The following is a 23749-nucleotide window of genomic DNA, read 5'->3' as shown; positions in this document are numbered from 1 at the left end:
AGCCCCCTACAGCCTTTTCTTCCCTAATAAAGGGCTATAGGGGGCTTCTCTAAAAATATCGCGATATGAAAAGTGGTTTCGTAAACTTAGTGGGAAATCCAAACGTTGGTAAGTCTTCTTTGATGAATTTATTGACGGGAGAACGCATCTCCATTGCTACTTTCAAGGCCCAAACGACGCGCCACCGCATCATGGGTATTGTAAATACGGATGATGCCCAAATTGTTTTCTCGGATACACCTGGAGTGCTAAAGCCGAACTATAAGATGCAGGAAGCCATGCTTGCTTTCTCTGAATCGGCTTTGCAAGATGCAGATGTTCTACTATATGTCACAGACGTGGTTGAGCGGGCTGATAAAAACGCAGATTTCTTAGCAAAAGTTCGAGAAATGTCTGTTCCCGTACTTCTACTTATTAACAAGATAGACATGTCTAACCAGCAAGACCTTGAACGACTCGTTAACGAATGGCACGAACAACTGCCAAAGGCTGAGATCTTCCCCGTATCTGCAAAGGCGAAATTCAATGTAGACACGGTTCTGCGCCGTATCAAAGAATTGCTGCCTGAAGCTCCCCCCTATTTCGAACGCGACCAATGGACTGATAAACCTGCTCGCTTTTTCGTCACAGAAATTATCCGAGAGAAAATCCTACTCTACTACGACAAAGAGATTCCCTACGCTTGCGAAGTTTCTGTAGAACGCTTTAAGGAGCAAGAGAAGTCCATACATATCAACGCCATTATCTATGTAGAACGTGATAGCCAAAAAGGCATCATTATCGGACACCAAGGAATTGCGTTGAAAAAAGTATCTACAGAAGCACGCAAAGAGATGGAACGTTTTTTCCAAAAGAATATCTTTTTGGAACTCTTTGTGAAAGTTGATAAAGATTGGCGCAACAACGACCGCCGTCTCAACGCTTACGGATACCGCAATATCTAAGATTTTTATTTTTATCAATCCAAAGCTCTCTCAGGTAGCTCAACAAGAGAAACTACCCCGTTCGTGAAGAACGAGTTGGAGAGAGCGCTAATTAACTTCCTTATATATGAGCAAATTAGTAGCCATAGTAGGCCGCCCTAACGTAGGAAAATCTACCCTCTTCAATCGTTTAACGGGAACTCGTGCAGCCATCGTTAGTGAGCATGCTGGTACCACACGCGACCGACAATACGGAAAATGCGAATGGTGTAACCGTGAATTCTCTATTGTCGACACTGGCGGCTGGGTAGTAAATTCTGACGACATCTTTGAAGAAGAAATCCGCAAACAAGTACTTGTTGCCACAGAAGAGGCAGATTGTATTTTATTTGTTGTAGACAATGATAATGGTATTACTGACCTCGACCAACAAGTAGCTACAATCCTCCGACAAACTAAAGTTCCCGTCATTCTTTGTGCCAATAAGTGCGACGACAACAAGGATATTTACCAAAGCGCTGAATTCTATGGACTCGGCCTTGGCACTCCTTACTGCATCTCTGCGGCAACAGGTAGCGGCACGGGCGACTTACTCGATCTCGTGCTTGAGAAACTCGGTCCGGAAACTCGCCAGGAAGAGGAAGCACGTATTCCTCGATTTGCCATCGTAGGCCGTCCAAATGCTGGTAAAAGTAGCCTTATAAATGCCTTTATTGGAGAAGATCGCCATATCGTTACAGACATTGCGGGGACTACGCGCGACAGCATTCTGACTCGCTACGATAAGTTTGGCTTCGACTTTTATCTTGTTGACACGGCAGGTATTCGTAAGAAGAGCAAGGTGAACGAAGACTTGGAGTTCTACTCTGTTATGCGCTCTATTCGTGCCATTGAAAACTCCGATGTCTGCATCTTGCTAATTGATGCCACACGCGGTATCGAGAGCCAGGACATGAATATTTTCCAGCTCGTCCAGCGCAACCAAAAGAGCCTCGTTGTTGCCATCAATAAGTGGGACCTCGTAGAGGATAAGAGTCAGCGCGCCATTGATCATTTCCAACAGACCATTCGCGAGCGTATGGCTCCGTTCGATGACTTCCCTATCATCTTCACGTCAGCACTCACCAAACAGCGCATCTATAAACTTCTTGAAACAGCTAAGAATGTATACGTACAGCGCCAAGCGCGTATCACTACAGCTAAACTCAACGAAGAGATGCTACCGCTCATTGAGGCTTATCCACCACCTTCAATCAAAGGTAAGTACATCAAAATCAAATATTGTATGCAGTTGCCCAACACGCAGATACCTTCTTTCGTGTTCTATGCCAACTTGCCACAATATGTAAAAGAGCCCTATAAGCGATTCTTAGAGAACAAGATACGCGAACGATGGAACTTCTCTGGCACTCCCATCAATATCTTCATCCGTCAGAAATAATGCGTCCGCTATTTCTTTTTTTCGCCTGCATGCTGTTTGCTTCGTGCGGAAACAAAAGTAACACAAGCATAGAGGATAATGGACCTAAGGAAGAAGAAGTCCTTTCACTCTATAAACTCTACACTTCAGGTAACTATAGTGCGTATGTTGATGCTATGCAGTCCTGCGATGATAAGCCCGAAGCTTATCGTCAAGAAATGAAGGACGCACTCAAGCAGCACGCGCGTTATATTGACGAAGAGTATAAAGGCATAAAGCACGTGAAGTTAGAGCGTACGGAAGTTCACGATAAAGGGAATATGTCCAACGTCTTTCTCCATGTGACTTATGGTGACGGAAGTTCTGAAGAAATCATGATCCAATTAGTACGCAACAAGGATCGTTGGCGAATCAGATAAGTACAGAATAAAATTCATATAATCAAAGCGAATGTTTATGAGTGCTACTCAACAGAGTAACTCTCATGAACATTCGCTTTTTTAGATTACTCGTATTTTTTTTTGGGGGGGATCAGAAAGCAAAGAGGACTGCCATCTTCTCCTTTTTCGGAGACAAGAGGCTGTCCTCGTATTATTGAAAATCTCAAGTGTAATTCTTATCGCCTAGCGATTAGATAAGATACTGAGAAGAAATACTTTCGTTATTTTCTACGCGGCGGATAGTTTCAGCAAAAACCTCGCTCACGCTGAGCTGCTTCACTTTTGAACAAGTTCCGCGGTAGGGAATACTATCCGTAAAGATTATTTCTTGCAACGGAGAGTTTGCCACGCGCTCATCAGCAGGACCAGACATAATACAGTGGCTTGCCATGGCACGAACAGAATTAGCCCCATTGTCAATCATCAGTTGTGCTGCTTTCGTGATAGTACCAGCCGTATCAACAATATCGTCAATCAGGATGACATCCATACCGCTTACGTCACCGATGATCTGCATGTCTGCCACAACATTGGCTTTCTTACGAGTTTTGTGGCAGAGAACAAGAGGCACATCAAGGAACTTAGCGTAAGCACTGGCGCGCTTCGAACCACCAACATCAGGACTGGCCATGCAAAGGTTCTTCAGGTTCAAGCTCTTAATGTAGGGCATAAATACCGTAGAGGCATAAAGATGATCAACAGGCACATCGAAGAATCCCTGTTCTTGATCGGCATGGAGATCCATAGTAAGTAAGCGGTCGATACCTGCTGCGCTGAGCATATCAGCCACTAATTTCGCACCAATAGACACACGTGGCTTGTCCTTACGGTCTTGCCGTGCCCAACCAAAGTAAGGTATCACAGCGTTAATACTCTTAGCACTCGCACGCTTTGCCGCATCAATCATCAGGAGCAACTCCATTAGGTTGTCAGCACTGGGGAACGTGGACTGCACTAAAAAAACATCACGACCACGGATGGACTCCTCGAAACTAACTACAAATTCGCCGTCGGCGAAATACGTGATGACCAGATTGCCAAGTGGGCAGTTGAGGTCTTTACAGATTTTCTCGGCCAAATAGCGAGTCTTGGTACCAGAGAAGACCATGAATGAATCAGAGCTCATAACTTAAAAGATATTTAACGAGTTACACAGGACTATATACAACGATAAGAACAAACTTTGCAATAGACAGAACTTTCCGTTCCTTTCTGTAACTATATATTCCGCATCTTGCTTTTTGCATCTTGCTCCTATTTTTATTTCAGCAGTTTACGAAAATGGAGGATTAGCTCCCGATAATCTTGCTGAGAGTAGATATTAAATCTATTCCAAATGTCGCCATAAACCACAGCACCTCCAAAGCCCAAACTGCGCAAGCGAGGCAGATCGTCAAGTGTGATGCCACCCGAAACATATACCTTCTTGAGTTCTTTTTCCGACATCTGGTGCGCAGCATCCTCCAACAGTCCCCACGAAGCCTCACGGGATTCAGGAACATTAAAGTCTGTGGATTGCAAAAAGACATAGTCCATCTTTCTACGGCGCGCTTCGGTTTCCTCGACCGTATAGCAAGAACAACTTATAGTTCCTTTGAAGCCATCTGGCAATTCTAGATTGCGACCATTTAAGTGTACGCCACGCAGCCCATATTCATTCTTCAAATAAAAATGGTCGTGAGTGACGATGCGTCGATGATAAGATTCGGGGATAAGTGATAAAAGACGTTCAGAAAAGACCGGCTCAGTATCCGGCTTACGAAGATGAAGCAATTCGAGCCCCTCATCGAAGAGTGCCGTTAGTATTTGGCTTTCTTCGACAAAGAAAAATGGCGTTGTCATCAATACGATTTTCATCGACTCTTAGAAGTTGTTGCTTTCTTCAAGTGCAAAGTTAAGACTATTTTTGCAGAATACAAAATAAGCTAAAGCTTGTGAAAGCCCACAAACGAAGACAAATGATGCAAAAGGACACTTACCCTCTGCCGCTCTCCCCGTCAGAACTATCTCATTTCTCAGTTTTTCCCAAAATAAATCTATCAAAAAATTGTCTATATCTTCCGCCATTCAGTCTTCATAAAAAGATAATAGTAATATAGTTTGTGAAAATGAGAATTTTATTGACAACAGACTTTCTCAATCTAGAAGCAAAAATTATTAAGAAAGGCTTAAAAAAGATTGAAACCAACGAAAAAAGAATCTATCGGACAAAAATGCTCCCTCAAAAAAAGGCTAAAAACATTGGGAAAGCAATGATTTTTCATAGAATTAGTCATAGCAAGCTCCAAATAAGCCCTATTTTTCCTTATTTTGTCGATTAACAGAATAAAGATGCCGGCTGATTTCCTTATTGTTTTTGAAAATTGCCTTATTGCATTTTCAATTCCTAGTATAGAAAATAAATTTCCTAGTAACCTTTTTCAAAATCCTCCTATTTTCGTAGAGCTTCCTCCTTGCATTATTTCCTCCCGAAGAACTTAAATTTAATTTTCAAGCCATTCACGACACAGTAGAATACGAAAAATATTGACAATATATACATGTTTTATTTTGATAATGACTCAATATACCAAAACATCTTTTTTAAGCTTAGAAAAAGGGAGTGTGAAGATAGACAAGATTACCAACCTCAATGTAAATATCAGCCAAAATCTTTTAGGTTGAGCCGTACACGTACGGATATCCCGCAATAAACGATCAAATAACATAAGTTTTAATTTATCCTTTTGAAGCTCTTGTTTTTTTGCAAAATCTCTTTGAATAAATAGTCCGAAGAGCGTGTCTTTGTACTTGTTTTTGTGCAATTCTTGGAGTTATGGCTTTCTCTTTGTAATTTTGCACATACAATATATATAAAGAAACAGAAAATCACATGAACGTATTTGAACTAAGCGAACAGGAATTGGGTCGTCGTGAGGCCCTAAAGGAACTTCGACAAATGGGAATCGATCCTTATCCCGCAGCTGAATTTCCCGTTGATGCTTATAGTACAGACATTCGCAGCGAGTTCGACGAAAACGCAGAAACTCCCCGCCGTGTCTGCATCGCCGGCCGCTTAATGAGCCGCCGCGTGATGGGAAAAGCCAGCTTCGCTGAACTCCTTGATTCTAAAGGTCGTATACAAGTATATATTACCCGCGATGACATCTGCCCTGGTGAAGATAAAGACATCTATAACAAATTCTTCAAAAAGTTGCTTGATTTGGGCGACTTTGTCGGCGTTCGCGGCTTTGTGTTCCGTACGCAAACTGGCGAGATTAGTGTGCATGCAGAAGAAATCACACTGCTTTCCAAGAGCCTCCGCCCTCTTCCTATCGTGAAAGAGAAAGATGGTGAAGTTTATGATGGTTTTTCCGATCCAGAAATGCGCTATCGCCAACGTTACGTTGACCTCATCGTTAATCCCGATGTAAAAGATACATTCTACAAGCGTTCTATCGTGCTGCGCACTCTTCGCAACGTGTTGGACAATGCTGGTTACACGGAGGTAGAAACTCCTACACTCCAAAATATCCCTGGCGGTGCAAGCGCACGTCCGTTTATCACACATTTCAATGCACTCGATCAAGATATGTATATGCGTATCGCCACCGAGTTGTACTTGAAACGTCTTATCGTAGGCGGCTTTGAAGGCGTTTACGAAATTGGAAAGAACTTCCGCAATGAGGGTATGGACAAGAACCATAATCCTGAGTTCACTTGCATGGAGCTTTATGTGCAGTATAAAGATTACAACTGGATGATGTCGTTCACGGAAAAGATGCTCGAAACTATCTGTATCGCAGTGAACGGCAAGAGCGAATGCGTTATCGACGGCAAGACCATCAGCTTCAAAGCTCCATACCGCCGCCTGCCTATCCTTGAAGCTATCAAAGAAAAGACAGGCTACGACTTGGAAGGCAAGACAGAAGACGAAATCCGTGAAATCTGCAATAAGTTGAACATGGAGATTGACGAAACAATGGGCAAGGGCAAACTGATTGACGAACTCTTTGGCGAGTTCTGCGAAGGTACGTATATCCAGCCCACATTCATCACAGACTATCCTGTGGAAATGTCGCCGCTCACCAAAGTTCACCGCTCTAAGCCAGGTCTTACAGAACGCTTCGAACTGATGGTTAATGGTAAGGAGTTGGCAAACGCCTATTCAGAGCTAAATGATCCAATAGACCAAGAGGAACGTTTCCGCGATCAAATGTCTTTGGCAGACAAGGGCGACGATGAAGCTATGGTTATAGACACCGACTTCCTCCGCGCACTCCAATATGGTATGCCTCCTACCTCTGGTATCGGTATTGGTATCGACCGCCTTGTCATGCTTATGACAGGCAATCCGTTCATTCAGGAAGTTATCTTTTTCCCGCAGATGAAGCCAGAAGCCAAAGCTCCTCGCGACAACGCTGAAGCCTACACGCGCATTGGCATTCCCGAAGATTTGGTTCCAGCTCTTCAAAAAATTGGTTACAACCTCGTCAGCGACCTTAAAGAGGTGAACCCCCAGAAAATCCTGCAACAGCTCAGCGAATTGCAGAAAAAATACCGAAACATAGTCGAGATACAAAAGCCCTCTTTAGAAGAAATCACGAAGTGGGTATCTGCCGAAAAATAAACGGTCACTAAGAAAAGACTTCCCTCTTTCTCATAAAGTTACGGAGCACTATCTCCGTTCTAAAAAGAAAAGAGATTACGTTTTGCCTTATAAGAAAGACGGAAGTTTTCTTTCACATTTTCAACAACAAAATGGAAACAGGAAAGATAGCAATAATGGGTAGTGGCAGTTGGGCCACCGCTATTGCCAAAATGGTGCTGGAGAAAGTCCCCAACATCACGTGGTATATGCGTAGAACGGATACCATAGAGAGCTTTAAGCGCCTTGAGCATAATCCCTCCTATCTCACCGGTGTCCACTTCGACATTCATCGCATCCACTTTACGGCCGACATCAACGAAGCCGTACGTGATAATGACACCCTAATCTTTGTAACTCCTTCTCCCTACCTCAAGAGTCATCTCCGCAAGCTAAAGGAAAAACTCTCCGATAAATACATCGTTACAGCCATCAAAGGTATTGTTCCTGACGAGGACTACGTGGTTAGTGAATACTTTCGCCAGGCCTACAATATCCCAGATGATCATTTAGCAGTTATTGGCGGCCCTTCTCATGCAGAAGAAGTGGCACTCGACCGCCTCACCTATATCACAATAGGCAGCGTGAGTCAAGAGTATGCCCAAGCCTTTGCCTCTATGCTTGCTTCGTCGTATGTCAAAACCAAGACTTCCGACGACATTATCGGCATAGAATATGCCAGCGTACTGAAAAATGTCTATGCAATAGCTGCAGGTATCTGTAATGGCTTGAAATATGGTGACAACTTTCAGTCTGTTCTTATGGCTAATGCTGTGCAAGAAACAGACCGCTTTCTGCGCGCGGTTTATCCTATCCCACGCAATATTTACGACAGTGTCTACATTGGCGACCTTCTTGTAACGGGATATTCCAACTTCTCGCGTAACCGCGTCTTCGGCACGATGATAGGTAAAGGCTACAGCGTGAAGTCGGCACAAATTGAAATGGAGATGATTGCAGAAGGCTATTACGGCACAGCCTGTATGAAACAACTCAACAAGCACTTTCATGTAAATATGCCTATCCTTGATGCTGTCTACAATATCCTCTACGAACGCATCTCTCCCGCTATCGAAATCAAACTGCTTACAGACTCTTTCCGATAAGTAATCATTCATTACGTTTTTAAGCACCCGCAAGAGCGCAAGCGGATAATAAAAAGAACTCGCAGCATATTCTTTTTGTTGCGAGTTCTTGTTTTATAATACGACATATATTAACAAATATCTTTACGACTTGTCTACTTTAGGGCATTTGGTATCTTGATTAACCAACTACATCTATCGCCTGCAAGATATTCGTAAGATTATTACAAGTAAACATCAAACAGCTTTTTTGTATATCCTTAATATATGTCTACAGCATTTGGATCGTCTGCTTCTAGCTTCTTTGGCTTAGCAGCAGGGGCTACATAATTCCCATTCCTATCAAAGAGGCCATAAGTTGTACGAAGAACGCGGAACTCGGTTCTACGATTCAAAGCATTCGCAATCTCTTGCTGAGCAGGACGCAACAGACTGATGCGCTCAGCCATAAGAGTATCGCCAGCTGCAAGGAAAGGATATTCGGCGTGCAACTTCGGTGTAACCACTTTGGGGCGACGCTTCCCATATCCCATAGGCGTCAAGCGATCGCGCGCAATACCTTGCTTCACAAGATAAGCCACAACAGCCTCAGCACGCTGCTGAGAAAGGCGGTCATTATAGGCATCTGTTCCGCGATAATCGCAATGCGCAGCTAATTCTATAGTAACATTCGGATTCTCTTTCAATAATGCCACCAAGCGATTAAGCGCTACGCTACTACTATCCGTGATAGCAGCTTTATCAAACTGATAATAGATACCGCGAACTAAGACAGGGATGCTGATATTGGGAAGAGGGAACTGCAAAACATATTGCGTTGCATCTTTACGAGGATTTTTATTCTGATGAGCAATAGCCCTTTCTACATCTGCTTGGGAAATCGTATCAAGGCGCAACTGTTGTCGAACATTCAAAAAACCATTGCACACGGCCATTAAGAGATAATTAACTCTTGGTTGCACAGGGGTTTCAAAAGAACCATTGGGTAGTACACTAATCTTTTGATTGGTCCCGTCTGTGCCTACTATATACACTTGGGCCGAAGGCAGCTCATAGCCATCTTGTTCATAGACCCAACCTTTCACCGTCAATAATCGTTCGGGATAACTAAATTCAAAAATCTTATCCCAGCCACGTCCTCCTGTGCTACGAGAAGAAGAGAAAAAACCGCGATTATGAAGGCCTTCAAACGTAATACCGAAATCATCACCCTGACTATTCATAGGAGTAGGAAGATGCTCTACAACAAGTTGTTGATGAAGAGTATCAACTAGCCCCGCTTGTTCTGCATCAAATAGCACATCTTCACCTCTAAAGTGCTTCGTGAACTGAGGAACATAATAAAGATCTAATCCGCCCCAATTAGGCGTACGTCCATCTGAAGAAAAATAGAAATCACCATTAGGACGGAAGGCGGGGAATTCTTCATTACCATCTGTATTAATTTCTGGACCAAGATTTTCAACACCTCCTATTCCATGCTCACCAATACGTATGCGCCACAAATCGTAGCCTCCAAACCCTCCTGGCATATTACTAGAGAAATAAAGCCATTTACCATCAGGAGAAACCGCAGGATGAGCATAGTCGGAAAGCGTATCAGCCGAAATCTTTACTTGCGTAGGTTTCGACCAAGTTGCATCAGAACGAGTAGACTGCCAAATCTCTGCCATACGAGGATATTTTGCATCTGTTCGACAAACCGTGAGGTACATCGTTGAACCATCTGGAGAAAAACTACACGCCCCTTCGTCATCGATTGTATTGATTCCTCCTTCTGCAGGTTCTACACGCTTCCAATTTCCTTTCTCGTCTTTCCGCGAAAAGAAAACATCTCCCGTCTTCATTCCCGTAATGCCACTAATATCATTCCCTTGTGTCTGACGACGCGTTGTTGAGAAATAAATTTGATCGTATTCCGTTGGAAGAAGAGCCGGAGAATAGTCTGCTCGTGGAGAATTGAAAAGAACAGCTTGGCGAACAGTATAGGCAGAAACATCTTTCCGACTCTCTAAGGCTGCTTCACAATTAAGTAGCCCTCTCCGCGCTATTTCAAGATACTTTGGATCTACATTCTTAGACTTCAAGATAGGAGTAGCCACAGACACTGTATCATAGTCCATATTCCTCTTCTTTTTTCTATTAGCACGCTGAGATTTACGAACACTTACTACTTTCTTAGAAGACTGACTGAATATTTCTTTTCGAGGAGACAAACTTTCGGTTATAAAATTCTGATAAGACTTACTTGCTTCTCCATATGCCCCCATCACTCTTTGCATATCCCCCAGACGAAGCCAGGTGAGCGTATCAGTATAATAATAGCGAGCAGCATTTGCATAATTTCCGACAGCCTTTGCCACATTACCGTAGCAACGATAAGCGTCCCCCATCTTGTAACTGAGACGTCCCCGTTGTTCTCGTTCTTTTGCAGGAGTTTGTCTATACGCTCGCTGATACAAAGCTGCAGCTTCAGCATATTCACCAATGGCAAGCGCATTATCACCGCGACGAATAAGTCGGTCGACAGGCGAACAGGCACTCACACCTATAAATATTACAAGGAGTAAAGAGAAATTCTTTAGCATAATTATTTTAAGTCAGATAAACACGAAGCATGCAAGAAGTTTCAGCCATGCAGAAAAGCAGCCTTCCTCCATCTATTCTATAACCGCAAAAACCCTCTCTTTATTGTATATAGTCAGAAGAAATGCTTACTTTTGCATAAGAATATTAAACCTATTGCTACTAATGAAACAGATTTTCAATGGACGGATCCTCACTCCAGAGGGCTGGCTAGAAGGTGGCTCTGTGATTGTTGAGGGCAACAAAATTCTAGAAGTTTCAAATAGCGACCTCCCCATTACTGGAGCTGAACGCATAGATGCTAAGGGGGGAGACATCGTCCCCGGCGGAATTGAACAACACTGCCATGGTGGTGGTGGCCGCGACTTCATGGAAGGCACCGAAGAAGCTTTTCGCGTTGCTATAGATGCACATATGCAGCATGGCACTACGGCTATCTATCCCACTCTATCTTCTTCAACAATGCCCATGATTTATGCAGCAGTAAGCACAACGGAGAAGATGATGAAAGAGGAAAATACGCCAATCATGGGACTTCATCTCGAAGGACACTACCTTAATATGGATATGGCTGGTGGCCAAAATCCTGCCAATATTAAGGACCCAGATCCTGAAGAATATATACCTCTTCTCGATAGCACTAATTGCATTAAACGCTGGAGTGCTGCCCCTGAACTTCCTGGTGCTTTAGAATTTGGAAAATGCTGCCGTAAGCACGGAGTACTCAATGCTATTGCCCATACAAAGGCAGACTTCGATCAAGTAAAAGCTGGCCTACAAGTAGGCTTCACACATGCCAATCACTTCTATAATGCGATGCGCGGTTTCTATAAGGTACGCGAGTTTAAGCACGCTGGAACAGTTGAAGCTATCTATGATATGGACGAGATTACGGTAGAAATGATTGCAGATGGTATCCATGTACCTCCCGTCATCCTTAATATGATTTATAAGTTCAAAGGCGTAGAAAGAACCAGCATGATTACCGATTCTTTAGCAGTGGCTGCCAGCGACACTGATAAGTGCTTCGATCCAGGTACTATTATTGAAGACGGTGTTTGCAAACTAGCAGATCGCTCTGCCATTGCAGGATCTATCGCTACAATGGATCGCCTTGTTCGTACAGCTGTTCAACAAGCTCACATACCAATGGAAGATGCCATTCGCATGGTTAGCGAAACACCTGCAAAGATCATGGGCATTTACGACCGCAAAGGTTCGCTCCAAAAAGGCAAAGATGCAGATATCGTTATCTATGATAAGGATCAACAACTCCATTTTGTCATGGCAATGGGACGCATTGCACGAAACGATTTATAATACTAAGAAAAACGGGAGACGCAAGTGCTCCCGTTTACTTACCACTCTATCTTATACAGATCAATGAACTCTTTCCTTTATAGCCAACCAGTGCTCGACTTGATTACCATTGCTACAGAATATTGCAAGCAAGTAGAGCAGACAGAAGGAGAAGAACGCAACCACTTTATTGAAGTGATGCGCGGTATTCTACCCATGATTTACCTCAAAATGTCCCTGCTGGGAGATGTCCCAGAAATTCCTGGCTTCAACGAAGGAAAACTGACCGAGGCGGACTACGACTATATCCGCCACAATGTTGCAGTTCTTTTAGCTGAGCGAGATGATTATTTGGATGTATTTGTAGAGGACTTCAAATACTCTGACCAACCAGTTCTTTGTACCATCAGTGAGAATCTAGCAGATATTTATCAGGTGCTTAGAGAATTGGTTGAAACATTCCGTGAAGGTTTCGAAGAGCCTATGCAAGTAGCTCTCTTCGAAGCTGTAGAAAAATTCAAACTTTACTGGGGACAGACACTTCTTAATGCTCTCCGAGCCTTGCATGATGCTCAATTCGGAGGAAACTATCAAGAATGAAAAAACTCTTCATTAAGACCGATAAAAAATTCATTTCAGGATTACCGCGTTTCAAGTATGAAGGGCGCATTGTTGTTATTCAAAGTAAAGCAGAAGCAGAACGAGCTGTGGCGGCACTTGAAAAATCCAAGATTTTAGGAATAGATACTGAAACTCGCCCTTCATTCCGTAAAGGAGTGTTTCACCAAGTAGCACTTTTGCAAATTGCAAACGAAGACATTTGCTTTCTTTTTCGCCTCAACTCCTTTGGCTTTATTCCCTCTTTGCGCAAACTACTGGCCAACAAAGAGATATTGAAGATAGGTCTTTCACTAAAAGATGACATCCATATGCTGGCCCAACGGCACGCCTTTGTTCCTGGCCATTTCCTTGATTTGCAGGACTACGTAAAAGAGATGGGCATCCAAGACATGAGTCTTCAGAAACTTTTTGCTAATGTCTTTCATCTACGAATTTCAAAAAATGCTCAACTTAGTAATTGGGAAGCTGACGTTCTTAGTCCTGCTCAAAAAACATATGCAGCAACAGATGCGTATTCCTGCATCATGCTCTATAACGAACTTAAACATTTACACGAAACAGGTTTCATATTGCTAAAACCTCAACCTGTCTCAGAAATGCCCCAATAAAACCTCCAACAACAAAAATAGGAGGCAGAAAACTCACTCAACTTCGTTTCTTCGTTCCTTTTGTAAACTATTCAAAAATATATGTATCCAACTATTCAATTACGTCGCGGGAAAGCCGAAAGTCTCAAACGTTTTCATCCCTGGATATTCTCTGGGGCCATCCAAAAAATGCCCGAAAATCTCACTGAAGGTCAATTGGTAAGAGTTGTTGACCACGAAGGAACATTTCTAGCTATTGGACACTATCAAATCGGATCTATTGCCATACGCGTACTTTCGTTTGTTGAGCGCAACATCAACAAGGAGTTCTGGAAAGAGCGTCTTTCTGAAGCATTCAAGATGCGTTGCTCGATTGGATTACTAGAGCGTGAAAATAATAATACTCTCCGCCTTATTCATGGCGAAGGTGACCAACTTCCTGGACTCATCATTGACTTGTATGGTAAAACAGCAGTGATGCAAGCCCATTCTGTAGGTATGCACCTCTATCGCAAAGAGATAGCCGCCGCGCTCATTGAAGTTTGCAAAGAAACAATAGAGAATGTCTACTATAAATCGGAAACAACACTTCCTTTCAAGGCTGATCTACACGAAAAGGACGGATTCCTCATTGGAGGCAACGAGGATAATATAGCAGTAGAGTACGGCCTCAAATTCCACATCGACTGGCTTCGAGGGCAAAAGACGGGGTTCTTCATTGACCAACGCGAGAATCGCAAGCTCTTGGAACAATACTCTATGGGAAAGAACGTGCTCAATATGTTTTGCTACACAGGCGGATTCAGTGTTTATGCGCTCCGAGGTGAAGCTACGCGCGTAACAAGTGTAGACAGTAGTGCAAAAGCTATAGACCTAACGCGAGCAAATGCAGAACTCAATTTTCCTGGCGATAGCCGACACGATGCTTTCGCCGAGGACGCATTCAAGTTCCTTGAGAAAGCAGGCAACGATTATGAGCTTATCGTACTTGACCCTCCTGCTTTCGCAAAACACAAGGGCGCGCTTCGCAATGCACTCAAAGGCTATACGCGCCTTAATACTATTGCTATCTCTAAAATTCGTAAGGGCGGAATCATCTTTACTTTCAGCTGTTCTCAAGCCGTTAATAAAGACCAATTCCGCTTAGCTGTATTTACAGCGGCAGCACAGGCTGGTCGCCATGTCCGCATCTTACATCAACTGCATCAGCCAGCCGACCACCCTATCAATATCTATCACCCTGAAGGAGAGTACCTGAAAGGGCTAGTTTTAGAGGTAGAATAAGGAAAATCTCACTTTTTTCTCAAAAAGCCTTGGTGGATCAGAAACTTTCGCCTATCTTTGCACTCGCAAACAGGAAATAAGTCCTGAATATCGCGGAGTGGAGCAGTTGGTAGCTCGCCAGGCTCATAACCTGGAGGTCGTTCGTTCGAGTCGAGCCTCCGCAACTTCAAAAGCATTCAACATTTTCAGTTGAATGCTTTTTCTTTTTTACAACTCCCCTAAGTTTTTCTCCAAGACAAAAGGAAAAGAGGAGAATAACTCTTCTTTTCATATATCTTAAAAAGCCCTACAGTCGAAATAGATAGTACTATTTACATTGCGCTTTATACTAAAGCGAACTAATTCCAGCTCATATATTTGAGGGCTCAAGAACATAAAAGGTGGATTTATTTTACAAAGCACTTTGCGCTTCTAGAAATACAATACCAAGCCTTTGTTCTCTAAATCATTTGAGAAGGAGAAAAATCACTCCGCTGTGTAATAACTCATCGCTATTTCTAGCAAAAACAAAGAGGAAAACACCCGTTAAACACAAAATACCGCATAGAAAACATACTCCAAAAGTATTTTTATCCTTATCCTCTTTGAAAAAACAATAAGGATACCAGCCGACAGCCTTATTGCGCTTGAAAATTCCCTTATTGTATTTCTAAATCCTATAATAGAACAGAAACTTTCTCCCTTGAAGAACTGAAAAACAAGTATTTCAGCCAAGCTCTTAATACTGCATTATTTCCATTCTCTTACACGAGAATTAAATTTCAATGCATTCTCACCCCCTTAGACTACGAATTCATTTTACAAACAAGGAAAGGTCAAAAGATAGGATATTTACGCCTTACCACTTCGTTGTGAGAGTCGTTTTAGATTCGGTTATGAGTATAGAAAATAAAAAGCCGTGGTTGAAACAACCACGGCTATATTATATTTCAATAACATTCATTACTGTACTCCTTTACCAGCCATTAAACGCTGGAGCTGCTGATTTAGATTCTGGCACATTGAGCCATTTCCCATCTCTTTGTAACGATTGATACGATACTGCAGCATTTCAATTAATTTTTTCTCTTTCATAATTTTCGTCTTTGTTTAGTGGTCTCCCGTATCGCTAGGAAGTCCTGTTCTTAATGTCTATTTCTTTTCTCAGTGCAAAATTACTAAGAAATTGCAACGTAGGAGATAACAAAAGTCATTAACAGGCTTTTTATTGGCTTTTTTAGCATTTAACTTTATGCTCTGGGAAGTCAAGATTACAATTTTCTGGCATAGTTACGTTCCAGTTTACAGTTTTTTCGTATGTTTGCACGAAAAGATGAAGTCTTCATCTACACAACTATCACACAAATTATGGAATCTAAACAAATCGAAATCCAATATAAAAGTGCTAAGGAAGAAGAACTTAGCGCAGAAGATTTTCAGCTCATAGAACAAGCTAAAGAAGCTACTCATACTAGTTACTCCCCTTTTTCTCATTTCAGCGTTGGCGCTGCCATTTTGCTTGACAATGGAGAAATTGTTAAAGGAAGTAATCAAGAAAATGCTTCTTATACCACAGGAACTTGCGCCGAACGTTGTGCAATGTTTTATGCCAATGCCCAATATCCTGGAATCGGCATAAAAACTTTGGCAATTGCTGCAAGAGGAACGAATAGAGCTTTTACGCCTTCCCCCATTTCTCCATGTGGAGCGTGCCGCCAGGTATTAGCAGAAGTAGAGCATAGATTTCATCCTTTCCGCGTTCTGCTCTACGGAAAGAATGAAATCTACATTTTTGAATCTTTTTCAGAACTGCTTCCATTCCAATTCAACGAAAGCTCACTTTAAAAGCATTGAAACAACGCACTCAGATATTTAATCTACGCGCATAACGTCGATGGTTCGCATCTGACGCTGAATCCAGCGCTGCCTACTCCTCATAAACGGTCCGGGATGCTTACTACTAAAACGTCTCGGATTAGGGAGAGTGGCAGCAATCAAAGCACAATCGGAGCGTGTCAACTGACTAGCCTCACAACGAAAGTTCTGAGCTGCCACAGCTGCAACTCCATATATCCCATCTCCCATTTCAATAGAATTGAGATACACTTCCATAATTCGCTCCTTCGACCAAAACAACTCAATCAATACAGTAAAGTAAGCTTCAAAGCCTTTACGAATCCATGTTGAACTGGGCCATAGGAACACATTTTTTGCAGTCTGCTGGCTGATAGTACTGCCGCCTCGCCGACGCTTACCTTCCATCTTTTCTTTTGCAGCATCCACAATGGCATTCATATCAAATCCTTTGTGACGACGGAAGTTTTGATCTTCAGAAGCCATCACTGCAACGGGCATATAAATAGACATATCATTAAGAGACACCCAGTGATGATAAAGCTTGGGTGTTTCCCCCTTCGCAACGCTCTGCACACAACGAATCACCATCAGAGGAGTAACGTACACAGGAATCCAGCGATATGCAATTACTGCAATTACTGAAGAAATAAAGAAGCCAGCTACAATCCAGCGCAAGACCTTTGCGATAAATTTTAGTTTCATAACTCAGAATATAAAATAAGCGGATGAAACTGAAGCCACATCAGTTTCATCCGTCGAGGAAATATCTTTCTCTAAATTAGAAAGGCAGATCATCTACCTTGTCATCTGCAGCAGGAGCTGCTTCTGCTGTAGGAGCAGGAATATCTGTAGCAGGAGTTACAGGGGCGGCAGCAACAGGAGGAACTGCACCTTCTGGAGCAGCAACCACACGCCACGCACGGATATTATTAAACCAACGTCCTTGATATTCGTGAGCATCTACATCGAAAGAAACAGTCAGAGTCTGCCCTACCTGAATGTTCATCTGCGAAATACGATCTTCACCAAACACGTTGAACACCATGTGGCGAGGAAACTGACTATTTCCATCTACAAACTCGAGGACATAATCCTGAGAAGCCCAAGCATTTCCGCTGCGACTAGAAGTACCACTACGCTTTTCAAGAACTTGAATAATTTTACCTGTAATTTCCATTTATATCTATGTTTAAATTATCTATGACCGCGAAATTACAATTAAAATTAGAGCTACAGGGATTTTTAGATTAAAAAAAAAGCTTTTTCTTACTCATATCAGAATTTTATGTAACTTTGTCAGCACAATAAAATTAAGAAATACAAATCACAAACATACATGAAATTCGTACTCAATAGTTCATTGCTTTCACAGCGTCTACAACTTACAGGCCGTGTGATTACAGCAAAAAACAGTCTACCCATTCTCAACAACTTTCTTTTTGAAATTGAAGGACAGAAGCTCCGTATCACAGCCTCCGACAATGAATGTACACTAAAAACGACGATTGAGCTCATCGAGAGCGAACAAGATATCCGCTTCACGGTGAACGCCAAGACTATCCAAGATGCAATGAAGGAAATTCCAGACCAACCGCTGGAGTTCTTCGTTGGTAGCAATCTTGATGTTACCATCCAATATCAAGGAGGTCACTATAACTTTATGGCTCAACCTGCCGATGAGTATCCCATCACTTCAGAAATGCCTGATGATGCCGCACAACTGAATGTGGATGCAGAGTTACTCTATGAAGCTTTGGGACGCGCCATCTTTGCTACAGCAAACGATCCCCTCCGCCCTGTGATGAACGGCGTATTCTTCGATATAGCTCCCAATAATGCAACTGTTGTTGCAACAGATGCGCAAAAGCTTACGTGCAACAAGATGTTGAATACCCAAGCTTCGAAAGAAGGAGCTTTTATTCTCCCTAAGAAGCCAGCAGGCCTCTTAAAGAATGTACTGCAAAAAGAAACGGGTGATGTACGCATCCACTTCAATGAGCGCAATGCTGACATCAACACAGAGAACTTCGAAATGAGTTGCCGACTCATCGAAGGAAAATTCCCAAACTATAGTGCGGTCATTCCGAAGGACAACCCCAACATTGTCACTGTTAATCGCGATGCGCTGATGGCTACCCTCCGTCGCGTTTTGATATTCTCTGGTGCAGCCAGCACGCTTGTGAAACTCCAACTCTCACCGAGCAAATTGACGATATCTTCTCAAGATATCGACTTTGCAATGTCTGCTGAAGAGTCACTGCTCTGCGAATACTCTGGTAACCCAATGAGCATTGGCTTCAAAGGCCCGTCCCTCCTTGAAATTATCAACAATGTCCAAGGCGAGGATGTAATTATCCGATTGGCCGATGCAAGTCGTGCAGGTGTCATCATTCCTGCCGAACAAAAAGAGAACGAAGAGGTTCAGATGATCCTGATGCCTCTCATGCTTCCGGATTGATACATATAACAGATTAAAGAATTATACATTACGCCCAATTAGGCTGTAATGTATAATTCTTTTTTACATAAAGACAGAATGAAACTTCAACTTACACGCCCCATTATATTCTTCGACATTGAAGCCACTGGCCTAAATATATCCAGTGACCGCATTGTCGAACTTTGTTTTATAAAAGTTTACCCCAATGGTAACGAGGAATCGCAGGTTATTCGCTTTAATCCTGGAATCCATATTTCGGCTGAAGCATCAGCCGTGAATGGAATCTATGATTCAGATGTTGCGGACTGCCCCTATTTCAAAGATAAAGCAGGAGAACTAGCTGCTATCTTTCAAGGAGCCGATTTAGCAGGGTTTAACTCTAATAAGTTTGATGTTCCTCTCCTCGTAGAAGAATTTGCACGCGCTGGTGCAGACTTTGATATATCCAAATGCCGCTTGGTGGATGTCCAAACTATCTACCACAAGATGGAACAGCGCAATCTTTCAGCTGCCTACAAATTCTATTGTAACCAAGACCTCACGAATGCTCACACGGCTTTGGCTGATACGAAAGCTACTTACGAGGTTCTGCAGGCTCAGCTTGATAAGTACGGAGAAGAGCTTCACAACAATATAGAATGGCTTGCAGAGTTTTCACGCCAGAACAAAAATGTAGACTTAGCAGGTCGCTTTGTCTACGATGAGCAAGGAACTCCCGTATTCAACTTTGGAAAATATAAGGGGCAGTCTGTTGCAGATGTTTTGCAACGAGATTCTGGCTATTTTGGCTGGATGATGCAAGGCGATTTCACACAAGACACCAAACAAACTCTTATGCGCTTACGCCTGAATACTGCGACACGATGAAAGGCAAGCATATTCTCCTCGGAATCTCTGGCAGCATAGCTGCCTATAAAGCGTGTACACTCATACGCCTGCTTATTAAAGCGGGAGCAGAAGTACAAGTTGTTATCACACCTGCTGGCAAAGAATTTATCACACCCATCACTTTATCGGCTCTAACGTCTAAGCCAGTGATCAGCGACTTCTTCTCACAGCGCGATGGCACTTGGCACAGCCATGTAGACCTCGGATTATGGGCGGACGCAATGATTGTTGCACCTGCAACGGCAGCCACACTTGGAAAGATGGCTCACGGGATTGCCGACAATATGCTCATCACAACATACTTATCAATGAAGGCTCCAGTTTTTATAGCTCCAGCAATGGATTTGGACATGTTTGCCCATGCTTCTACGCAGGAGAATCTCGAAATTCTGAAGCAACGTGGCAACTATATCATAGAACCTACACAAGGAGAATTGGCCAGTCATCTCGTAGGAAAAGGCAGAATGGAGGAACCTGAGAAAATATATGAAAATCTCAAAGTTTTTTTCAACGCCCAACAATGTTTGGCAGAAAAAACAATAGTCATTACAGCAGGCCCTACCTACGAAAAAATTGATCCTGTACGCTTCATTGGTAATTACTCCAGCGGAAAAATGGGGTTTGCATTAGCGGAGGAATGTGCAGCACGAGGAGCAAAAGTAGAACTCATTGCTGGCCCAGTAAATCTTACTACGCATCACCCAAATATCGTTCGCACAGATGTTGAAAGTGCACAGCAAATGTACGAAGCAGCCACAGAAAAATTCAAAAAAGCTAATGCAGCGATTCTTTGCGCGGCAGTTGCTGATTTTACCATGGCACAAACAGCCAGTGAGAAGATAAAACGTAAGGGAGAAAATCTGACTCTTGAGCTAAAACCTACGCAAGATATTGCAGCGGCCCTTGGAGCTGCAAAAATGCCCCATCAAAGGCTTGTGGGCTTTGCTCTTGAAACAACAGATGAGCACAACAACGCACGTCTGAAACTAAAGAAAAAAAATCTGGATTTTATTGTTCTTAATTCTCTCAACGATAAAGATGCAGGTTTTCAATACGACACAAATCGAATCACTATTCTAAATAATGAAAAAGAGTATCCCTATCCACTGAAAAATAAAACAGAAGTGGCACGGGACATTATAGATTTCTTATGCGGATTATTCGAATAATACTTTTTTTCCTTGCGCTCTGTACGCAAGTCAAAGCTCAAGAACTTGAAGCTAAGGTTAGTATTAATCATCAGAAGATTAACCAGTCCTCAACTGCGGTTTTCGATGATTTGCAGCAACAACTGACGGAATTTATCAATACCCGCCAGTGGACGAATATGCAATTTCGGAAGAACGAAAGAATTAGGTGTACATTCAATATTATTGTAAATAAATACAACGAATCAGATAATTCGTTTGAGTGTACTCTCAGCGTGCAAAGTGTCCGCCCTGTTTATAATGCTTCTTATACTACCACTGCTTTTAGTATTCAAGATCCCTCGTTCAACTTCCGCTTCCAACAGTACGATAAATTAGAATTTCGCCCAGATGTTATTGATAATGAATTGACAGCTCTTGTTGCATACTACGCCTATTTAATTATAGGAATAGATAATGATACCATGTCACCCCTTGGAGGAACCGATGCATTGACAGTAGCACAAAGCATTGTGAATAATGCTCAGAATTTTCCGTCTAAAGGTTGGAAAGCTTTTGACGATTCTAAGAACCGATATGCTATTATCAATGACATGTTAGATAGTGGAATGGAGCCATTCCGCCGTATGCAATATAAATACTACAGAGAAGGACTTGACATCATGGCTGAAAATGCAGACCGCGGACGAGCAGCTATTTCAGAAGCTATAGGACTTTTACAAAAATCGCACGAAAACAAATCACTCTCTTCCCTACCACTAGTTTTTACAGACATAAAAGCCGACGAATTGGTTAATATTTACAAAGGAAAAGGTACTACAGCAGAAAAAGAAAAGATTGTAGAAATACTATCCAATATCAATGCATCAAAGAATTCGTCTTGGCGACAAATGAAATAAAACTATGCTACAGCACTTACACATAAGCAATTATGCGCTCATTGAGAAGTTAGATATCAACTTTTCAAATGGTTTCTCTGTCATCACAGGTGAAACGGGTGCCGGAAAGAGTATAATTCTTGGAGCTTTAGGTCTCATCATGGGGCAGCGGGCTGACGCTAAGGCCATCAAGACAGGAGAAAAGAAATGTTATATCGAAGCAATCTTTCAAGTAAAGGGATTTCAACTTGAAAAGTTATTAAAAGACAATGACATTGATTTCGATGAAAAGGAATGCATTGTGCGCCGCGAAGTCACCATACAAGGAAAAAGTCGCGCCTTCATCAACGATAGCCCTGTCCCACTTTCTCTTCTAAAAGAAGTAAGCAGCCATTTAATAGATATACACTCACAGCACCAAAACTTACTTTTGGGGCACGAGCATTTCCTCATAGAAACACTCGATACCATAGCTGCCACTCCCCAAGTATTATTGAACTATACTACACAATACTCTGCATGGCAACGTGCTAACGCAGAATTAACAAAGCTCCAAGAGCAGGCAGCAAAAGATAAGAGTGATACAGAGTTTTTCAAATTCCAGCTACAACAACTCGAAGAAGCACAACTCGTAGAAAACGAGCAGGAACAGTTAGAAGAAGAATCAAACACGCTTTCTCATGCAGAAGAAATAAAACAAAGCCTTTTCCAGGCGTCAGGACTTTTTTCTACCGAGGAGCACAATCCTGTCATAGAACTGAAAATCAGTAGTCAGATTCTTTCATCTATACAAAAGGTTTTCCCCATTGCAGGCTCTCTCGCAGAAAGAATAGACAGTGTACAGATAGAACTTGAAGACATTGCCGATGAACTAGAACATCAACTAGAATCTGTTGAGTTTGACCCTGAGCGCCAAGCTTTTGTTGATGACCGACTTAATACAATCTATTCGCTTGAAAAGAAACACAATGTCGAAACTATTGCAGAGTTGCTAATAAAGCAGGAGGAACTTAAAAACTTCATCAACAAAATTGAAAACATCGATGAAGAAGTAGCAAAGAAAACTGCAGAAGTCAGAAAAGCAGAACAAGCGATGTATGCCGCAGCGAAAGAGCTGACTGCTAGTCGCAAAAAAGCAGCAGAAAAAATTGAGAAAGAACTCATCGCCCAACTGCAAGAACTGGGAATGCCAGGTGTCCGCCTTAGTTTCTCTTTTGAGCGCCGAAGTCTACCTGATAATAATGGTATTGATAAAGTCACGTTCCTCTTCAGTGCTAATAAAAATATGGCAATGCAGGATGTAGCACAAATTGCATCAGGCGGTGAAATAGCTAGATTGATGCTTTCCTTAAAAGCCATAATCTCACAATGTCGCAACTTACCTACAATTGTATTTGATGAAATCGACACAGGCGTTTCAGGTACTATGGCGGAAAAAATGGCAGAAGTAATGAACCGTATGGCGGAAAATTGCCAGGTTCTCTGCATCACTCATCTCCCGCAAATTGCAGCGATTGGCGTCTATCATTATCGCGTATTCAAAAAAGAAAATGAACACGGCACGTCAAGTCATATAGATTTATTATCCACCGAGGAACGCATACAAGAAATTGCAAATATGCTTTCGGGAGCACAAATGACTGACGCTGCTATCAACAATGCAAAATCCTTACTAAAACTTCAATAA

The 23749-nt window shown here is 42.4% G+C and carries 23 protein-coding genes and 1 tRNA gene; 17 read left to right on the top strand and 7 right to left on the bottom strand.

Features of this window, described 5'->3' with window-relative positions:
* Positions 1–65: 65 nt before the first annotated feature.
* From era to FHS60_RS07020, 3 genes are all read left to right on the top strand, one after another.
* Complete coding sequence (era, locus tag FHS60_RS07030) at positions 66–944, top strand: GTPase Era (protein WP_183696964.1); 879 nt, start codon at positions 66–68, stop codon at positions 942–944.
* A 106-nt stretch (positions 945–1050) separates the two neighbouring features.
* Entirely contained in the window at positions 1051–2364 is a 1314-nt protein-coding gene (der, locus tag FHS60_RS07025) for a ribosome biogenesis GTPase Der (RefSeq protein ID WP_009346728.1), read from the top strand.
* Complete coding sequence (locus FHS60_RS07020; protein WP_009346729.1) at positions 2364–2762, top strand: hypothetical protein; 399 nt, start codon at positions 2364–2366, stop codon at positions 2760–2762. Before der ends, FHS60_RS07020 begins: the two co-directional genes overlap by 1 nt.
* A gap of 211 nt (positions 2763–2973) precedes the next feature.
* On the opposite strand, the gene FHS60_RS07015 is transcribed toward FHS60_RS07020, so the two are convergent.
* From FHS60_RS07015 to FHS60_RS07005, 3 genes are all read right to left on the bottom strand, one after another.
* Positions 2974–3909 carry a ribose-phosphate pyrophosphokinase gene (locus FHS60_RS07015; RefSeq protein ID WP_009346730.1) on the bottom strand — a complete coding sequence of 312 codons (936 nt, stop codon included), beginning with the start codon at positions 3907–3909 and terminating at the stop codon, positions 2974–2976.
* Positions 3910–4043: 134 nt separating this feature from the next.
* Entirely contained in the window at positions 4044–4640 is a 597-nt protein-coding gene (locus tag FHS60_RS07010; RefSeq protein ID WP_183696961.1) for a thiamine phosphate synthase, read from the bottom strand.
* A gap of 6 nt (positions 4641–4646) precedes the next feature.
* Complete coding sequence (locus tag FHS60_RS07005) at positions 4647–4850, bottom strand: hypothetical protein (RefSeq protein ID WP_183696958.1); 204 nt, start codon at positions 4848–4850, stop codon at positions 4647–4649.
* 41 nt (positions 4851–4891) lie between these two features.
* On the opposite strand from FHS60_RS07005, the gene FHS60_RS07000 reads away from it, so the two are divergent.
* The 3 genes from FHS60_RS07000 to FHS60_RS06990 all read left to right on the top strand — a co-directional run bounded on the left by FHS60_RS07000 (position 4892) and on the right by FHS60_RS06990 (position 8516).
* Positions 4892–5104: a hypothetical protein gene (locus FHS60_RS07000; protein ID WP_183696955.1), complete on the top strand. Its 213-nt coding sequence runs from the start codon at positions 4892–4894 to the stop codon at positions 5102–5104.
* Positions 5105–5655: 551 nt separating this feature from the next.
* Complete coding sequence (gene lysS / locus FHS60_RS06995; RefSeq protein ID WP_009346734.1) at positions 5656–7392, top strand: lysine--tRNA ligase; 1737 nt, start codon at positions 5656–5658, stop codon at positions 7390–7392.
* Between the two features lie 131 nt (positions 7393–7523).
* Positions 7524–8516 (top strand): NAD(P)H-dependent glycerol-3-phosphate dehydrogenase, encoded by a 993-nt coding sequence (locus tag FHS60_RS06990; protein ID WP_183696952.1) that lies wholly within the window; start codon positions 7524–7526, stop codon positions 8514–8516.
* A 239-nt stretch (positions 8517–8755) separates the two neighbouring features.
* Here FHS60_RS06990 and porE read toward each other — a convergent pair whose 3' ends face one another.
* Positions 8756–11083 carry a PorE family type IX secretion system protein gene (gene porE / locus FHS60_RS06985; RefSeq protein ID WP_221189655.1) on the bottom strand — a complete coding sequence of 776 codons (2328 nt, stop codon included), beginning with the start codon at positions 11081–11083 and terminating at the stop codon, positions 8756–8758.
* Positions 11084–11246: 163 nt separating this feature from the next.
* On the opposite strand from porE, the gene nagA reads away from it, so the two are divergent.
* The 5 genes from nagA (at position 11247) to FHS60_RS06960 (ending at position 15036) form a co-directional block, all read left to right on the top strand.
* Entirely contained in the window at positions 11247–12401 is a 1155-nt protein-coding gene (gene nagA, locus FHS60_RS06980) for an N-acetylglucosamine-6-phosphate deacetylase (protein ID WP_183696949.1), read from the top strand.
* 63 nt (positions 12402–12464) lie between these two features.
* Positions 12465–12980 carry a DUF5063 domain-containing protein gene (locus FHS60_RS06975; RefSeq protein ID WP_221189654.1) on the top strand — a complete coding sequence of 172 codons (516 nt, stop codon included), beginning with the start codon at positions 12465–12467 and terminating at the stop codon, positions 12978–12980.
* On the top strand, positions 12977–13609 hold the full coding sequence (locus tag FHS60_RS06970; RefSeq protein WP_183696944.1) for a 3'-5' exonuclease: 633 nt from the start codon (positions 12977–12979) through the stop codon (positions 13607–13609). Before FHS60_RS06975 ends, FHS60_RS06970 begins: the two co-directional genes overlap by 4 nt.
* An 81-nt stretch (positions 13610–13690) precedes the next feature.
* A complete protein-coding gene (locus FHS60_RS06965) occupies positions 13691–14872 on the top strand; it encodes a class I SAM-dependent rRNA methyltransferase (RefSeq protein WP_183696941.1) in 1182 nt (393 codons plus the stop codon).
* Between the two features lie 91 nt (positions 14873–14963).
* Positions 14964–15036: transfer RNA gene (locus tag FHS60_RS06960), tRNA-Met, on the top strand.
* Positions 15037–15814: 778 nt separating this feature from the next.
* On the opposite strand, the gene FHS60_RS10435 is transcribed toward FHS60_RS06960, so the two are convergent.
* A complete protein-coding gene (locus tag FHS60_RS10435) occupies positions 15815–15946 on the bottom strand; it encodes a hypothetical protein (protein ID WP_009346742.1) in 132 nt (43 codons plus the stop codon).
* A gap of 273 nt (positions 15947–16219) precedes the next feature.
* Here FHS60_RS10435 and cdd point away from each other — a divergent pair, with 273 nt between their 5' ends.
* Positions 16220–16696: a cytidine deaminase gene (cdd, locus tag FHS60_RS06955; RefSeq protein WP_183696938.1), complete on the top strand. Its 477-nt coding sequence runs from the start codon at positions 16220–16222 to the stop codon at positions 16694–16696.
* A gap of 27 nt (positions 16697–16723) precedes the next feature.
* Here the strand turns inward: cdd and mtgA are convergent, their stop codons facing one another.
* The gene (gene mtgA, locus FHS60_RS06950) at positions 16724–17410 is read right to left on the bottom strand and encodes a monofunctional biosynthetic peptidoglycan transglycosylase (protein ID WP_009346744.1); all 687 of its coding nucleotides are present in this window, start codon (positions 17408–17410) and stop codon (positions 16724–16726) included.
* Positions 17411–17486: 76 nt separating this feature from the next.
* Positions 17487–17885: a DUF3127 domain-containing protein gene (locus FHS60_RS06945; RefSeq protein ID WP_009346745.1), complete on the bottom strand. Its 399-nt coding sequence runs from the start codon at positions 17883–17885 to the stop codon at positions 17487–17489.
* Between the two features lie 159 nt (positions 17886–18044).
* Between FHS60_RS06945 and dnaN the strand changes: the two genes are divergently transcribed.
* From dnaN to recN, 5 genes are all read left to right on the top strand, one after another.
* Positions 18045–19166: a DNA polymerase III subunit beta gene (dnaN, locus tag FHS60_RS06940; protein ID WP_009346746.1), complete on the top strand. Its 1122-nt coding sequence runs from the start codon at positions 18045–18047 to the stop codon at positions 19164–19166.
* 78 nt (positions 19167–19244) lie between these two features.
* Positions 19245–20015 carry a 3'-5' exonuclease gene (locus tag FHS60_RS06935; RefSeq protein ID WP_183696934.1) on the top strand — a complete coding sequence of 257 codons (771 nt, stop codon included), beginning with the start codon at positions 19245–19247 and terminating at the stop codon, positions 20013–20015.
* The gene (gene coaBC, locus FHS60_RS06930) at positions 20012–21205 is read left to right on the top strand and encodes a bifunctional phosphopantothenoylcysteine decarboxylase/phosphopantothenate--cysteine ligase CoaBC (protein ID WP_183696931.1); all 1194 of its coding nucleotides are present in this window, start codon (positions 20012–20014) and stop codon (positions 21203–21205) included. Before FHS60_RS06935 ends, coaBC begins: the two co-directional genes overlap by 4 nt.
* A complete protein-coding gene (gene porD, locus FHS60_RS06925) occupies positions 21187–22083 on the top strand; it encodes a type IX secretion system protein PorD (RefSeq protein ID WP_183696927.1) in 897 nt (298 codons plus the stop codon). Before coaBC ends, porD begins: the two co-directional genes overlap by 19 nt.
* Positions 22084–22087: 4 nt before the next feature.
* Complete coding sequence (gene recN / locus FHS60_RS06920) at positions 22088–23749, top strand: DNA repair protein RecN (protein WP_183696924.1); 1662 nt, start codon at positions 22088–22090, stop codon at positions 23747–23749.

This window comes from Alloprevotella rava (genome assembly GCF_014195585.1).
Taxonomy (GTDB): Bacteria; Bacteroidota; Bacteroidia; order Bacteroidales; family Bacteroidaceae; genus Alloprevotella; species Alloprevotella rava.
Note: the sequence above shows the minus strand (reverse complement) of the source record. Positions and strands in the feature narration are given on the sequence as shown.